Source organism: Xenorhabdus lircayensis, assembly GCF_016306625.1.
Lineage (GTDB): Bacteria > Pseudomonadota > Gammaproteobacteria > Enterobacterales > Enterobacteriaceae > Xenorhabdus > Xenorhabdus lircayensis.
Window position 1 is genome coordinate 1 of record NZ_JACOII010000028.1, and the last position, 14,557, is coordinate 14,557.

General features: G+C 46.0%; 18 protein-coding genes and 1 pseudogene. 2 read left to right on the forward strand and 17 right to left on the reverse strand.

Annotated features, from left to right (window positions below; all coding sequences use genetic code 11):
- Window positions 1-164 precede the first annotated feature (164 nt).
- The 7 genes from H8A87_RS06815 to H8A87_RS06845 form a co-directional block, all read right to left on the reverse strand.
- Window positions 165-944, reverse strand: coding sequence for an antitermination protein Q (locus H8A87_RS06815; RefSeq protein ID WP_198689230.1), 780 nt, complete (start codon window positions 942-944; stop codon window positions 165-167).
- On the reverse strand, window positions 941-1,798 hold the full coding sequence (locus H8A87_RS06820) for a helix-turn-helix domain-containing protein (protein WP_198689231.1): 858 nt from the start codon (window positions 1,796-1,798) through the stop codon (window positions 941-943). Before H8A87_RS06820 ends, H8A87_RS06815 begins: the two co-directional genes overlap by 4 nt.
- Complete coding sequence (locus H8A87_RS06825) at window positions 1,798-1,941, reverse strand: hypothetical protein (protein ID WP_198689232.1); 144 nt, start codon at window positions 1,939-1,941, stop codon at window positions 1,798-1,800. The genes H8A87_RS06820 and H8A87_RS06825 overlap by 1 nt, the downstream gene beginning before the upstream one ends.
- 245 nt (window positions 1,942-2,186) lie before the next feature.
- Window positions 2,187-4,886: a TOPRIM and DUF927 domain-containing protein gene (locus H8A87_RS06830; RefSeq protein ID WP_198689233.1), complete on the reverse strand. Its 2,700-nt coding sequence runs from the start codon at window positions 4,884-4,886 to the stop codon at window positions 2,187-2,189.
- Window positions 4,880-5,185, reverse strand: a complete 306-nt coding sequence (locus H8A87_RS06835; protein WP_198689234.1) for a hypothetical protein — start codon at window positions 5,183-5,185, stop codon at window positions 4,880-4,882. Before H8A87_RS06835 ends, H8A87_RS06830 begins: the two co-directional genes overlap by 7 nt.
- 2 nt (window positions 5,186-5,187) lie before the next feature.
- Window positions 5,188-5,358 (reverse strand): DUF4222 domain-containing protein, encoded by a 171-nt coding sequence (locus tag H8A87_RS06840; protein ID WP_198689235.1) that lies wholly within the window; start codon window positions 5,356-5,358, stop codon window positions 5,188-5,190.
- Window positions 5,351-5,542 carry a hypothetical protein gene (locus H8A87_RS06845; RefSeq protein ID WP_198689236.1) on the reverse strand — a complete coding sequence of 64 codons (192 nt, stop codon included), beginning with the start codon at window positions 5,540-5,542 and terminating at the stop codon, window positions 5,351-5,353. The genes H8A87_RS06840 and H8A87_RS06845 overlap by 8 nt, the downstream gene beginning before the upstream one ends.
- Before the next feature lie 189 nt (window positions 5,543-5,731).
- Here H8A87_RS06845 and H8A87_RS06850 point away from each other — a divergent pair, with 189 nt between their 5' ends.
- Complete coding sequence (locus H8A87_RS06850) at window positions 5,732-6,043, forward strand: YlcI/YnfO family protein (protein WP_198689237.1); 312 nt, start codon at window positions 5,732-5,734, stop codon at window positions 6,041-6,043.
- Between the two features lie 580 nt (window positions 6,044-6,623).
- Here H8A87_RS06850 and H8A87_RS06855 read toward each other — a convergent pair.
- The 4 genes from H8A87_RS06855 to H8A87_RS06870 form a co-directional block, all read right to left on the reverse strand.
- A complete protein-coding gene (locus H8A87_RS06855; protein ID WP_198689238.1) occupies window positions 6,624-7,556 on the reverse strand; it encodes a hypothetical protein in 933 nt (310 codons plus the stop codon).
- A gap of 82 nt (window positions 7,557-7,638) precedes the next feature.
- Window positions 7,639-7,854 (reverse strand): helix-turn-helix transcriptional regulator, encoded by a 216-nt coding sequence (locus H8A87_RS06860; protein ID WP_198689239.1) that lies wholly within the window; start codon window positions 7,852-7,854, stop codon window positions 7,639-7,641.
- A gap of 115 nt (window positions 7,855-7,969) precedes the next feature.
- Window positions 7,970-8,884: a hypothetical protein gene (locus tag H8A87_RS06865; protein ID WP_198689240.1), complete on the reverse strand. Its 915-nt coding sequence runs from the start codon at window positions 8,882-8,884 to the stop codon at window positions 7,970-7,972.
- Window positions 8,885-9,099: 215 nt separating this feature from the next.
- Window positions 9,100-10,317, reverse strand: a complete 1,218-nt coding sequence (locus H8A87_RS06870) for a tyrosine-type recombinase/integrase (protein WP_198689241.1) — start codon at window positions 10,315-10,317, stop codon at window positions 9,100-9,102.
- A 679-nt stretch (window positions 10,318-10,996) separates the two neighbouring features.
- Here H8A87_RS06870 and H8A87_RS06875 point away from each other — a divergent pair.
- The gene (locus H8A87_RS06875; protein WP_198689242.1) at window positions 10,997-11,401 is read left to right on the forward strand and encodes a hypothetical protein; all 405 of its coding nucleotides are present in this window, start codon (window positions 10,997-10,999) and stop codon (window positions 11,399-11,401) included.
- Window positions 11,402-11,489: 88 nt separating this feature from the next.
- Here the strand turns inward: H8A87_RS06875 and lysC are convergent, their stop codons facing one another.
- The 6 genes and pseudogenes from lysC to H8A87_RS06905 form a co-directional block, all read right to left on the reverse strand.
- Window positions 11,490-11,678: an Rz1-like lysis system protein LysC gene (gene lysC, locus H8A87_RS06880; protein WP_332460343.1), complete on the reverse strand. Its 189-nt coding sequence runs from the start codon at window positions 11,676-11,678 to the stop codon at window positions 11,490-11,492.
- Window positions 11,641-12,021 (reverse strand): hypothetical protein, encoded by a 381-nt coding sequence (locus H8A87_RS06885; protein ID WP_198689244.1) that lies wholly within the window; start codon window positions 12,019-12,021, stop codon window positions 11,641-11,643. The genes lysC and H8A87_RS06885 overlap by 38 nt, the downstream gene beginning before the upstream one ends.
- 10 nt (window positions 12,022-12,031) lie before the next feature.
- A pseudogene (locus tag H8A87_RS06890) lies at window positions 12,032-12,604 on the reverse strand (phage antirepressor N-terminal domain-containing protein).
- Window positions 12,605-12,771: 167 nt separating this feature from the next.
- Window positions 12,772-13,173 carry a structural protein gene (locus tag H8A87_RS06895; RefSeq protein ID WP_198689245.1) on the reverse strand — a complete coding sequence of 134 codons (402 nt, stop codon included), beginning with the start codon at window positions 13,171-13,173 and terminating at the stop codon, window positions 12,772-12,774.
- Complete coding sequence (locus H8A87_RS06900) at window positions 13,173-13,493, reverse strand: phage holin, lambda family (protein ID WP_232370124.1); 321 nt, start codon at window positions 13,491-13,493, stop codon at window positions 13,173-13,175. Before H8A87_RS06900 ends, H8A87_RS06895 begins: the two co-directional genes overlap by 1 nt.
- 454 nt (window positions 13,494-13,947) lie before the next feature.
- Window positions 13,948-14,466: a hypothetical protein gene (locus H8A87_RS06905; protein ID WP_198689246.1), complete on the reverse strand. Its 519-nt coding sequence runs from the start codon at window positions 14,464-14,466 to the stop codon at window positions 13,948-13,950.
- Window positions 14,467-14,557: the final 91 nt, after the last annotated feature.

The following is a 14,557-nucleotide window of genomic DNA, read 5'->3' on the forward strand; positions in this document are numbered from 1 at the left end:
AAAAGGCGAAAATAAAAAGTAGTCTACTGGATTCCCTCAATTCGGGGGAGTTAGAAATGAAAAAGCCCCACTTGATTAGTGAGGCTTAAATATTCGTAGTGAGTATAGCTAAAATTCCCCACTATTTGGAGATGTTAGGCCAATGCCGGACAAAAAGCAACGGTTTATTTTGTCACCTCATTGAATGCGGCTTCGGCACGTTTTTCTTCCGTGTAACACTTACCCGTCAGCTTTTCATAAAAGGGCTTCCAGTTCCGCCGCCATGTCCTTTCATTCAAGTCGGGGATGTAAGCCTTGACTGCCGTATACGCCACTGACGACGGTACCCGGCTGTATCCCCGTCCCGAGCATCGGGGGCAAACCTTATGAACGGGCGTACCCCGTAAAGTTGTCTCTTCCTCATCAAGAATGAGGCCCCGCCCCTTACAGCGACAGCGGTTTGACAGCACACCTTTCCCGTTGCATTGCTGGCAAAGTTCCCCCACTCGTTCGACTTCAATCCACGGCTCAATAATTACCACACCATCGGCACGAATAATGCCGGGATGTTTTTCAACGTCTTTCATCCCGTAGATAAGCCCTTTCCCCCGGCACTCCGAACACTGACAAGTCGAAGCCGCTGAACGGGCGTAGTTTTCAAACGCCATCTTGGCTAAGATCACCAGACATGGCCCCAGTTTATTTCCTGCGGCTTTCGATATCAGTCTGGGGACTGTTCGTCTTGCATATTTGGTCAAGGCTTCTACCGTGCTGAACTTGTCTTCTTCACTGACATCGTTCCTGGCAAAAAATGCTGTCATCCCAAACTTAGCCTGTGACGCTGCCATCCCCAGAGCCGCCGCAGTATCCATCCCTTTCATTCTGCCCGGTGCGGTACTGGTGGAGGCGTCACTAAACGTCGGCGACTTGGGGTGAAAATGTTTCAGGGCTGATTCGAGTTTCATGCAACACATTCCCCCACCAGATTGAGGATTATCCTGTCCGTCACTGCCCGATCATGGAACCGCTCTTCTTCCAGTACCCACTTGCAGACGTCTGTCGCTTCCTGACGGTTAACGGCTGGGATGGTCGCCAGTTTCTCTTCAAGATACTCTTCCCGGTCATAGATATGATATCTTTCGTCATCACCAAATCCGCCCGGATCAAGTTCTTTGGTGGCCACTCTGCGCATCTGATATAACCAGTCCCAATAAAGGAACTCACGCACCACATCAGACAGGGTGTGCGGTTCGGGAAGGTGTTCAGCAAACCCTTTTGCGGCTGCTTTACGGAGTTCATCGACTTCATTAATGCGATCACCACGCATACACCCTTCGGCGTGCTCTTCTTCGTTCCAGTAGTGGAAAGGTTCATAAATTTCAGCCAGTTCCCCCGACAACATTAATTTTTCGGGTTCGGTTAGCTCCAGTGCCGCCTCATAGCGGGCAAAAATACCCCTGACTTTCGCCGCATCCTGAATCTGTTCTTTCGCACGATCAATATAGCCTTGTGGGTTGTCCATGCTCAGGGTGCCAAAGGCAATCTGGAACGGATGCGCTCCCGACTTCATCAGGTAATCGGCGTATTTCTGCTGGGCTGCCTTGGGGGTGATTTTCAGTTTCTTTAAGGCTTCTTCTGCCGCATCAAGGTGAGCCGGTTCGTTAGTCTTGATGACCTCCAGTACCCACAGGTAAGCATCCACCTGCTTATTGCCGGTGATCTTGCGCTGAACAGGCAAAGGCTTCACCGTGGCAATTGCTGTACTGTGGCCCGGCTCAGGAAGAGTGAAAAGTGTTTTGTGTACTGTGTTGTCCGTCATTATTTTGTCTCCCCCGCTAAACTAAAAATAATCTTGTCGCTGAATTCCCGATCACGGGATCTTTCTTCTAATTGGCTGTCTGTATTCAACATACCGATGAAATCATTTATTTTCCGGCGGTGTAATCGCGGTAACTTTCCCATAATGCCTCTGCTATGTCGGCTGAGAGACAGGCGGCTTATGCCTGTTTGGCGGAATACCCCGGCAACGTGTTACCCAATGCCGGCCAGAAAGAAGCCTGCCCCCAATTTGATGTTGTCTCAAAACCCCGCTGAGTTGCCTCGTGTTGTCTCAATATAGAAATAAAAAACCTTATAATTCATTGTATTAATAAAAATGAGACAACTGAGACAACCGAGACAACACCTTTTTTCTCTCACATGAAAGATCAGGCTTCTTCTTCGGACTCCGGCACTAACACCATGATGTAAGCCCGTTGCTGAATACCCCCCAGATGCTTAAGACGCGGCGTCTTACCCTGATAACTGCGCCCACTGGCCGGCTTTCGGAGTATCCCGTGCTTCACCAACGTATCGGCGAACATGTCCACGTTAAAGCCGCGGGCGATCTCCTGCTTAAAGGTGGCCGGCAAGGTATAGAACACCACCGGATCATCCTCATGCAGCCCTTTCCTTTCCCGGTATCCGGCTAAGTCCCGGATGGGTAAGTCCCGTTCGTCGTAAGGCAGCGGCGCATAACGGCTCATGCCGTGGGCGTTCAGGAAATCGGCGGCCTGCTCGACAATCTGCTCCAGTTCTTTGTTGCCTGTGCCGAACTCAGCCACCCACACATTGAAGATATATTGCAGCACATCCCGGCAGTGCTGCTTATCCCAGCCCGTGATAACCCGCCCCAGCATTAAGGCCGCTTCCAGCACGGCAAAGCGATCACTGACCCGATGCACCTGTTCGCCATAGCTTTCCGGTATCAGCTTGCTCCAGCGTGACTGGGCGTCGAGATAGGCTTTTTTCGCTTCCCTCTGGTGTGATGATAAGTAACTGATCCACTCACGCCCGGCCGCCCCATGATGTTCACGGCAGCCCCGCTTCAAGGCGTCTGCATGGGCCTTGCCGCTGTCCAGCCCATGTAAGTTTTTTGCCCTTTCCATCGGAATATTCAGCAGCCTGACCAATTGCCCGGCATTAGTCTTGATCCCCGCTTCCATCAGGAACGTGGGGATATCTTTTTCCCCGGTACTGATGGCCACCGTCCGCCAACTGGCTAAAGGTCGGTTGCCGCCTTCTTTCGCCCCCTGTATCTTCCCCTTGCCATTGAACAGGGTATAGGCGGAAGTATGAACATGTTTCGGGTTTGCCCCCTGTCCCACCTCATCGAGTGACAACAGCCCGTCATTGTGTGCCAGTGCCTCGTTGGCGATCCCCAGTGCGGTGCCGTACCACGTCAGCCGCTGTTCATCCGGTTTACCGTACAGACTGGTGGCAATATCTGCCGTGGTGGTTTTACCCGCCGTGGACTGGGCATACAGATGCACCCCGAACCCATCCGCCCCGACAATCCCTGTCATTGGTGCCGCTAATGCTGTTGCTACCCCCAGCATCATAAACGGGTTATTGCCTGCCAGCCGGGCCACATGCTGACGCCAGCCTGCCGTCGTGCCTGACACCGTGTACGCATTGGCAGCGGCACTGCCCCCGTTAAACAACACCGGCTGCTCTGGAACACCTATCACGGAGCCGTCCGGCATGATATAGGCCCCTTTATGCCAGCCTGATTTTGCGGTCATGCTCCAGATTTCCTTTGTGTAGCTACGGATCAGCCAGTCCGCCAGAATCGCCCTGAGATTGCTTTTCGTGGTGACCTGCACACCGCCCGCCTTGAGCATTCGCCAGCCCTCGCGCTCGCCGATATCGGCCGCGGCAATCCCTTTAATCACCGGATCTTTGTTACCCTTGGCCTGCCAGCGGACAATCAGATACTGTTCTTCGTTTTCATCAATGCCCGTCCCGATGACGGCCACGGGGGAGCACAACCATTGTTCGGGTTTAATGATTTCCCCGGTTTCTTTGTCCAGTTTGGGGGTCACATAAAAAACACCGTTATCCCGCGCATCAATAAACGGTATCAGCGGATCACACTCTTTCTCGCGGGGGGCGTCCAACGGGATCACCACGGTTTCTGACACGGTTCCTTGCTCTCCTGCCTGATATAATCCGTGGCTAAATGCCTGTTTGGCTGCCTCAACACCGTGCTGCTGACGGTAATCATCCCAGTCGGCTTTATGCTCCGTAGGCGGTAACGCAACCCAGCCATTGACAGCCTTAGCCGCTTTTTCGGCTGAAACCTTGCCCTTATTGGGTTCACCCGGCTCAATGTCGTTATCCGCCGCGATGATAATTTTCGCGTTTGGATAATGCCCCCTGACCCATTGTGAGACAGGCAATAAATTACCTGCATCGAACGCGGCCAAAGTCAGCCCATCATGCAATTGACTGACCGTTAAGGCCGTCGCGTAACCCTCAGCAATCAGCACCGTCTCCGGCGAGCCACCCAGTGCTGATAAGGGGGTAAAGCTCCCCTTTTTCTTCGTGCCCGTAATAAACCGTTTTTTACCGTCCGGCTTAATCTTCTGGCCTCCCGTCAATTCATCCCCGCGCTGCACGGGCAGAATGATAGTGCCATCAGATAACAGCCTGACGGGGTGAGGAAGTCCTTTGCGTTTCAGGTAGTCCGACTCGCCTAAAACAGAGCCTTGTATCAGCCTTGTGGCTTCCTCAATGGCTGACTGCATATTAGGAGACTCTGATTTGGGAGCCTCCTTTCTGGCAGGTTCCGGCAAGGGCAGCGCTAAAACATCAGACACCGCCTTTACTGCCTCAGTGATCGTTATCCCTTTAACCTTCATCAACAAATCAAACCCATCCCCATGATTGGGGTGATCACACTGGCGACAATGCCAGTCCCCGTTACCGTGGTCGTCGATGAAGTGAAAGCGGTCAGTGCCCCCACAAATGGGGCAAGCGCCATGCTTACCCTTTGCTGGTACATCCACACCACAAGCCGACAGCAACCCTTGCCACTGATCTTTAGCCACTGCCTTCACTGACCGGACATCAATATGATTTACCATTTGGGGAAGCCCTCGCGGTGATGGATTTCAAAATCCGCATGCTGGGCTGTGTCGTTCAGCGCTTCGGCGATCCTCGGCAAATACATCAGGGCTTCACCCACGCGGCGTAAATCCTCCCTTGCCTGACAATCTGCATAGTTTTCATTATCGGCAGACCAGAAAGCCAGTTCCCCCATTGCTGACATGGCCGCCATCACTGCACTGTGTGCGCCATCTGAATGCTTACGCAAATCTTTCAGTTCCTCAGTGTCCATAGCGCTAAAGTTGTTGCGTACCAAGTGGTTATAGATATCAGACATAATCAGGCTCTCCCTGCGTAGGTGTGTTCTTTGGTGAAACGGCTTAATGGCATGATGCACGGGGTGTTATAACCCTCACGGACAAAGGTCACGCGGTTAAAGGCTGTCAACAGCACTTGCACGGTTTCCCCGTTCTTATGGGTGTAATAGTCATGAGGTGCTGGGTTACGCACGGTTCACCTCCTGACGGGAAACAAACACCAGATTAGACTTACCCGCCAGTAAACGGGCTTCACCTTCACAGTCCGCCAGCACAGTAATGAGGCGTACAGGGTGAATATCCACCAGTCGTTGGTTGCCTGATGCAATTAGGAATGTAAATTTAAGGTGAGTTTGGGTATGCTGTATGTCAGCCATGATGTAAGACTCCTTTACATTGTGGTTAGAGGCCCGGTTAGTGTTCGCGCACTACTGGGCTTCGTTGTTTGTATACCTTGAATACTCAAGGTGTGTTTCATGTTATTTTTATATGGAACACACGTCAAGACTTTTTTGTATTTCTTTTTTGTGTATAATGAAACACACCAATTGTAAGGAGTTTCATTAATGCCAACACCAAACAAAAATGCAAAGTCACAATTAACTACTGTTCGCGTACCCCATGATGTAATGGAGGGAATGGAAGAAGTAAAACAAGACAATGAAAGCAACGCCGGATTTATTATCACTGCAATGCGTGGAGAAATAGCCCGCCGCCAAAGTGAGGGTAATAGTAAAAATCCACTACTCTCCTCCCTTGATGCCCTTGCCCGTGTCGAAGAAATCGGCACAAAAGCTAATGAAGAAATAAGACTGCTTATCAGTGTTGCGCAGGAAGAACTCCAGCAACGCAAAACCAAAGCATTACCTGAGCAATAACTAACCAACCCTCTTAAAGATGGTAGCCTAACCAAACCTCTTAAAGAGGTGAGCCTAACTGAACCTCTTAAAGAGGGGCAGCTTTTAAGTGACTGTAATTCCTCGTAACTCAAATCTGAGTCACGGTTAACTTGCTGATTTATACCGTAAAGCATTTTTGCTTTACGCCAAAGGGTAGCATTCGCCGTGCTATCCTTTTCTTTTTGCACTCCACTTAATGAGGATCGCAAATTAACCGCGTCGCTAAATGATACACGCATATTATGACCAGACTGCATATTTGCCGTCTGATTAGATATCAATGAGTTAGGTAACCAACCCGATGTTATCGGGTACCCTAAAGTATGACCAAACGCCAAATCTGGCGTTTGAATATATATCAATGGGTTAGGTAACTGATCCGAAATCATCGAAGCAGCCAAAGTGAGGACTTCGAAAGAATCAATAAGTTGCCGTAGGTGTGAGAAATATTCCGTATACCCCTTGGTAAAAAATTTCGCTGATAACCACCCCGATATTATCGGGGAGCCTAAACTGAGGACTTCGGTAATAGGGCTACCCCTATAGCTAATAACTACCATCACAACACCACCTCTCGCAGTTCTATTCCTTTCGCTGTGTAACCTTGAACCCGAACGCCCTCGACACGGTGGCGCTTCTTGGTCAGAAAACGGATGTGATCGGCATAGACATAAAGCCACTGACCATCTACAGCAATATGCTCGAAGGCTCTCACTGGTCGTTTTGCATACTGGACAAAAGGAGTAAACCTATTGATTTTATTTACTTCTTTTGTGCGCACCCCTCTGATGCCTTTTTCATTATTCCTATAAACCCAGACATCATTTATTTTCCCTGTAATTTGGCGGGTACGAACCTTGATATAACCCAATCGACGCATAAGCCTGCTGAACTCAGCATCATTACGAATTAACCTGCTCAGATATTCCAACGGCTCACATTTCCAGCCTTTAGCCTGATAACATTTCGTCAGTTCGTTATGGTGCTGCTTATTGAGAATGGTGTACTTATCTGGCTGGTTTGGATTGCGGTATAAAATCCAGTTATCCATGGCCTGTTTCCGTTGCTTCTGGTCAATCAGTAACGCGAACGTAGCTAAAGGCGCACCATTTTTACGGGTATGATATTCAGAACTGATTGAAGCGATGATATTCAGGGCATAGCTATCAATATCTTTTAGCTGGACAAAACCATAATAATCATTGCTTTTCAATTGGTTGACTGTGCGCACCTCTGAATGATATTCATAAGATTGCTTATCCTTTCCTGTCAGCCCTGTATCACTTTCTGCGTCGTGAACCGATACACCAGAATTAAGCCAAACTAACCCCTGGCCATTATGACGTAATCCCAAATCGGTGAGTGTACAAATACCCTTGTTAATCGATGACCAGTTACCTGAAATAACCGCCTTACGGATAATTGGAATATCGCTCTGGCTAAATTTAGGGTGAGTTTGACCGTTGCCAATCAAGGCAGTAATTTTTTCCATGATGTTATTCCTTAATTGACAGGTTTACGGCTATACGGGTTATTCACATTGTCTACTACTGGCAGGAATATCAAGTTTTTCATTACATTACCTCGCCGCGAGATTCAGCGATACGCTGATCTATCCAGTCATCAATTTCTGACTCAATAAAAGCGATTGAACGAGTGCCAATTTTGACTTGCTTTGGAAATCTATTATCTGCAATGAGTTTGTAAATCCACGCTTTACCGTAGCCAGTTCTGCGCTGAACTTCGGGTAAGCGGATAAGGTTTTCTTTCTGAGTGTTGACTGTTGGCATATAGCCCTCCTGTTATCTAGTCCTTGATTCGCCTTAGTGGACGTTTGTTGATTACAGGAGGAATATACAAAACTTATTTGATGCTTTTCGTAATATTACAAATTCAAATGTAATATTACATGTCGATGCTTTTTAACCATCCTGATACAGTGTTTCCCGATGGCATAGCAAAGCCACTGCTCTCAAAATCAACCCTTATCTCACCATTTATATTATCAATATGAGAGCGAGGATTGTTTGCTATATCACTCCCATAATGAACCGCTAATAATGCATATATAAAATCTGCTTGTTTATTAGCTGTTTTGGTTGATGTTTTTTTACTTGCTGGTATACACATAGATACGAATGCATCTATATCTTCTTTTTTAATTGCAAAATATGAATTTTCCGGCATGCCTGAACATGGTACAAAACTGCCATAGACATCACCTTCAATCTCAGCTTTCTTTATTTGCTCAAATCGCTCTATATGAGCCTTAAAAAATCCATTTTCTTCTTCTCTTTGAGATTGAGATAATTTCACCAATGCGGTCAACTCACTTTCGAAGTCAATTTTTTGAACAACCTGAAACCTTTTATCACCATCTGCCAATATTATCCCTTTAGCCTCATATAAAGACCTTTTTGGCTTAGGTAATCCCTGCTCTTCACTATATGTTTTTTCTGCCTCGTATTTAATAATTCCAATATGCAAAGCAGACCAGATACCCTCGGTAAAAATTATTTTCTCACCTATCGGAGTTGCGTGAACTATAGATGTATCAAGCATTAGTGCTTCTTGGCTAATGAGATGAATATTCGATGTAATGGCTGTTTCTGGCTCACTAAGTACATACGACAACGGTTTGCTTGTGATTTGTACCTCACGCACAAAACAACAAGAGTGAAGAACAATTGATGGCTTCAATTCACCATCAGCAATTAGGCGAGCTACATCAGAAACACCTATATCATCATTAAGTGTTTTCCGTAAATATTTGGCACACTCATTCAAATTTAACCATTTCCTCTTTCCCAGTATATCCAACAGCCGCCTCCATGAATTTCCATGTTATTCTTTTTAGCTCTATTAACGGCAATTCTACAACGTAATCATGGAGGCGCAAGTGTACGATTTTTCTCTAATTTGTGGATAACTTATGATTATTTTCACAACAATCTAGTAATCATCAGTGTTGTATGCCGTTCCCTACTGTGTTGGGTATTCTATAAAAGTTCAATTATTGATGATTATTCATCCAGCTAAGCAAGTTTATTAAATGTGTCATGCACCACATTTCCGCCTTGTTCGAGTGCGTCCATATAGTCGGCATACCATTGAAGCATCTCCCGGCGACCATCCAAATATTGGGCATGGTTATACGTCCCACGAATAGAGTTCTTATCAACGTGTGCAAGCTGCGTTTCAATCCACTCAGAGGGGTAATTTTGTTCGTGCAAAATAGTACTCATTGTGTGACGGAATCCGTGCCCTGTAGCTCTTCCTGCATACCCCATATGGAGAATTATTTCCTTAATCGCCCTTTCAGATATATGATTTGTATTATAATTTATGCGACTTGGGAAAACATGTTGATAATTTCCACTGATAGACTGTATCTGCTTCAATAAATTAATAACTTGTTCTGATAATGGCACAATATGAGCACGGCGCATTTTCATTTTTTCAGCCGATATTTCCCAAATAGCCTTATCTAGATCAATTTCCGACCATTCAGCTTTACGGAGTTCACCCGGTCGAACGCCCGTTAATATAAGAATACGTAAGGCGATTCTGACAATCAGTCTTCCTGTATATTTATCGATAAGGCGTAGAAATTCGGGCAATTCATCTGCTGTAAGATGAGCATAACTCTCACTTTTGTGGGGAACAAAAGCGCTCGCTAAATCTGGCGCTGGGTTATATTCGGCTCTGCCCGTAATGACTGCATATTTCCAAACCTCACCACAATGTTGCCGAACGCTCTTTAATTTTCCGGTAACTCCCCTCCTCTCCATAATAGAAAGAACGTCCAATAATTCTAAAGGTTTTATTTCAGCAATAGGACGATTACCTATATAAGGGAATACATCATTTTCAAACTCGGACATGATATCTTCACGGTAACTAACCGACCATCTATCCTTACGGCCGTTATACCATTCAAGCGCAATATTCTTAAATGTGTTTTCCATCTGAATAATAGCTGCTGCTTTTTCTGACTTTCTGGCTTCACTGGGATTAACTCCATTGGCAACCAGCTTTCTTGCTTCGTCACGTTTAGCTCTGGCCTCCGTGAGCGTGACTACCGGATAAACACCCATTGAGATCATTTTAGTCTTACCCGCGAATTGATAACGATACCGCCACCCCTTAGAACCGTTGGTATCAACTAATAAAGATAGCCCGTTACCATCTGCCAGCGTGTAGGGTTTCTCTTTTGGCTTGGCTCGCTTGATAGCCAGATCTGTCAGTTTCATAATTCACCCATATTGTATAGAAAAATTGAGTGGAAAATTTATATACAAAAAACTATACAACAAATTGCATGGTTTTAGAAATTATTCACTAGACCTCTATAGAAATAAATTCCATGTTTATATTTGATTTATATTAAATAAATAGACTTAAATAGACGTCAGTGTAATTGAATTCAGCTTTTCTGCCTACAGCGGATGTTGCTGATAATGACCCGTCCTACACGGTGGCAGGGGTTATTTTTGATTCTGTCTGTACGCTCGATGGTAAAGGAATCATGCCATGGCTAATACAGGCAGACAGCGATAACCCGACGCAGTTAAAGCGGTGTGCTCAAAAGAGAGACTTGAAAACAAGGGGTTAAGTCGTTTTGTCCAGCCCCTTATGTCCAAGTAACACATTGAAACGCAATGGCTTTATTTCTTTTATCCAGTACATAAATCAACCATAGAGATATCTCTACAGTTGAATATAAAAATGCCACCAGACCGTGTGCGTTGGGTACGCGGTGAGAATGGGATGATGGCATGAGTTATTGCTTTAACCACTCAAGGGAATGGGTAAAGGAATATTGTGTTTAGTTTCAGTGGGTAACTAACTGTTAAGAATTATTCGCTTGTTGTTGGGTGGAGATGGGGGTATAGGTTGTTGCGAATATGTACGTTTTTGTTGGAGGTGGTTATGCCGATAAACCCGCGAGATCCATTTAGAACTAGTTATCCCCTTGTGAAAAACAGACAAGCTTACCCTGCTCAAACGAGCATTACGCATTCACAGACTCATTCTCTCGGTGCTGGTATTTTTGACGTATATTTAGATTACTTAATTGAATGTAGGTTCTTAAGTGCAGATAGAACCGGAGTTTTAACCATTAAGGCGAGGTTTATCGACTTGGCTTATGGACCTTATATTAATTTGCCAAATGTAGAAAAATATCTATACCTGCTTGGATTTACTCGCTCTCTCGCAACCAGCGGTGTTAAATATATACAGACACGTTACCCAAATGTTCGGAGCTTACCCGATTATGAAAGAAACGTTTTACCCGCAATAAAACAAGCGTGGGCTGCGAATCCCCCGTATTGATTTCCATGCAAACAGGTATAGGATAACAAATCTGATTACTCAGAGTCTGACTGACAATGCGTCCTGATATACCCCTGCCACCCCAGCATCATTTGCTCTGAGGTGGCAATGTGTTCTTTTCTATTTCCCGTATCGCTTGCTTATCCAGATTGCACTGCTCAATGACTGTCAGTAGCTGCACATTCAACATGAGACTGTCACTCCATGTCATTTTGTCGGGGATGACCGGAGGCAGACAGTCAGCGAGCAGATGTGCCGGAATGGGTATCGGTGGCACCTGAACGTATTCGGTTCGCGTGTTGCTGCAACCGGATAACAGCCCCGTCAGGCAAAAGGCGATTGGCGCAATCATGACTGGCAACCACCGTTTTGATAACCGTCTGGGTTTGCTCAGAATCCACGGCTGACCGATTCCGGTTTTCGCTATTAATTCGTGAGAGGTCATTGATTATCCTGATGGAGTGAAAGGCGTTATCTGTGGCGGCCTGCTGATGCTTATACTTCGTGTCCAGTTCCGCGTAAGCCTCGGCCTTGTCCCGATACTCACCGTAATAGAACCAAAGCAGACCCGCGACGACAGCAAGCGCACCGAGGGTGAAGTACCGGCTGTTGAATTTCATCTCATTTGCCTTATTCGGTTCGTGTTGTTTTGCCTTTACCTGTTTCGGCTAATACGAGCTCCAGTATCAACTCGGCAGCCTGTCCGGCCAGACCATTTATCTTGCTTTTATGTTCAACGCTGACATGCTTCCATGCGTTAAGGCCAGAACCAAACACACTGACTATCTGTTTGTCTCTTTTAAATTCAGCACAGGCCTGATTCAGCTCTTCCATGACACTGCGCTTGCGGGGATTGACCGCTACGCCCTTTGTCCAGTACTCGTAAAGCACGTCATCGCACTCATCCTGATAGTGGATTACCTTGTCCTTAATTTCAGGTTTAACCTTGTTGGGGTAAATAGTTTGTAGCCATCCGGCTAATTTGCGCAGTGGGAGGGAAACCATATCTCGTATCTCCCCATCTGTGGCAACCATTGGGATTTCCTCAACAGTTGACTTAAATCGTTGTTTTAGTTTTGTATATTATCCAGCCCAACCCATTCCCATACCTTCAACAATCGGTCTCATCGGGACATAAGGCTCGTAGTTGTATTCCACAACATAAAGTTCATCGTTATAAAAAGGGACTGTGATTGTGTACATCTCGCTTATTCCTATAGAAATAAGAGCCTGCTGACGTAGAAATATCGCCCATGAGAGGTCGCCACCCAGCGATAATTCTCAGGCTCTATTTCTATAAGCTCATGATGGGGTTTTGCGCACGTCAGTACGCAGATGTGGGGGAGCCTCCGAGTTCAGAGGCTCATCATTCAGAGTAAGTTGAAGGCTTTTTCGAATACTTCATCAGAATAAGGTTGAGAGCCGTTCTCGTGGCGGATAATAGATTTAGCCAGCGCAATCAGCGTTGGTTTGTTCACCTCGATAACCTGGTGAGGATCGACACCCAGAGACTTAGCAACACCGTTGATATAAGCCGAGGTATTGTTTTCATTGGTGGGCGCCCAACGGTCTATCATCTTGGCTACTGTTTGATAGCCTTTCTTGTGGTAATTGCACAGCAACTTCATGAGTGCCCGAATACCATATTCGGCAGACTCAAACCGACAGAACCGCTTTTCAAGCTTTTCATCGTGAGGTAATAGACCGAGCCACTTATTGGCTGAGTTGCGGTCAATGTTGCCCGGATTGTTATTGCGTATGCCTCTGGTCATTACTTATCTCCCAAACGCTTATTGATGGCCCGAATCGCAAACTCGCGGATTTTTTCCACACCGATAAATCCAATGGCGCCACCGATAGCCGGGGCAAAGTTGATAGGAATGCCGAACGTTTCCAGACCACTGGTGATGCTCCACGAGAATGCACCGCATAGCAGTGCCTCTATCCATCGGTTTTTACGTTCCACGCCATCGTAAATCAGACGGCCGTAACAAATTGCCGCAGCTAATAGTGTGCCGGATACCTGCGGCCACGAGTTTTTCAGGCCTTCCAGCAGGTAGGCCCACAAATCAGGATTTTCTTTCATCTTCATATTCCACCCCATTGAGCAATGGGCGTCCGTGGGGTGAGATAGTCGCCCCTGTGAGTTAAGTTAATGGGAGATACCGATACCGGAATTAATTCAAATAGTTAGGGATGCCAGCCGCAATGTGTGGATACGGATGTGATAGGAGTGATTGCGGTGGTAAATTAGGAATACCCTATGTTGAATAAAGGGTATTTATAAACCAATCCGAGGTGTTGCTCGAAATGGTTAAAAACACAATTAATATATTGATTTTAAATGAAATTAAGTATTGATCAGTGCTGCCTGAGTTGAGTTGTAAAACCCTCGAATTCGGGGGAATTAAAATATTCCTCTGAACATCCCGGACTCTTGCGGGATTTTGAACTACCTAAGAATCCTCGGTAGTTGGAGTTGTCAGCTCAAAGTTGACTGCTGGCAGATACGAAAAAGCCCCACTGGGTTAGTGAGGCTATGGGATTCAAGGTGTCAATGGAGTAGGATCACAATAATAGAACCGATGCCCCAGAATGACATCTTCCTCATGAATCACCTGATAACGAATTCCTGCATGAGCTATATTAGGTATGTAATGCCCTATAGGAAGAACACTCAATCTTCCCCTTGATGCAGAGACCCTCAGCCGTGTTAGGTCAGCTAAACTCTGAACGAATTCTTCATAAGCAAAATCAGAATAGTCTCCTACAAGCCGAATGGCATTAATACGAGGCATGCTAGGTAATAACATTAATTCCTCTATATAATCATATAATATATTGATATTAATGACCGGTGAATTTGAAAGAATACCTCGGAATAACAAGGTTCCTTGGTAATCCATCCCGTCACCGAAAATACAAAGAGTGTTGAGCGACGTAGTACTATTGGGAGGGCTAATACAAAAAAGAAATCCACCAGCAACATGAGGATATAATATCACGCTATCACTGGGTGATGTATTTTCATCCATAGAACTCCGTAAAATATCAAATCTATCCATAACTCACCTCTTATTCAAATCACGCGCATCTACAGTAGTACGCTCAAATGAAGAAAGATTCCAGTCTGGTGAAGTGATATTCTGGTGTTCT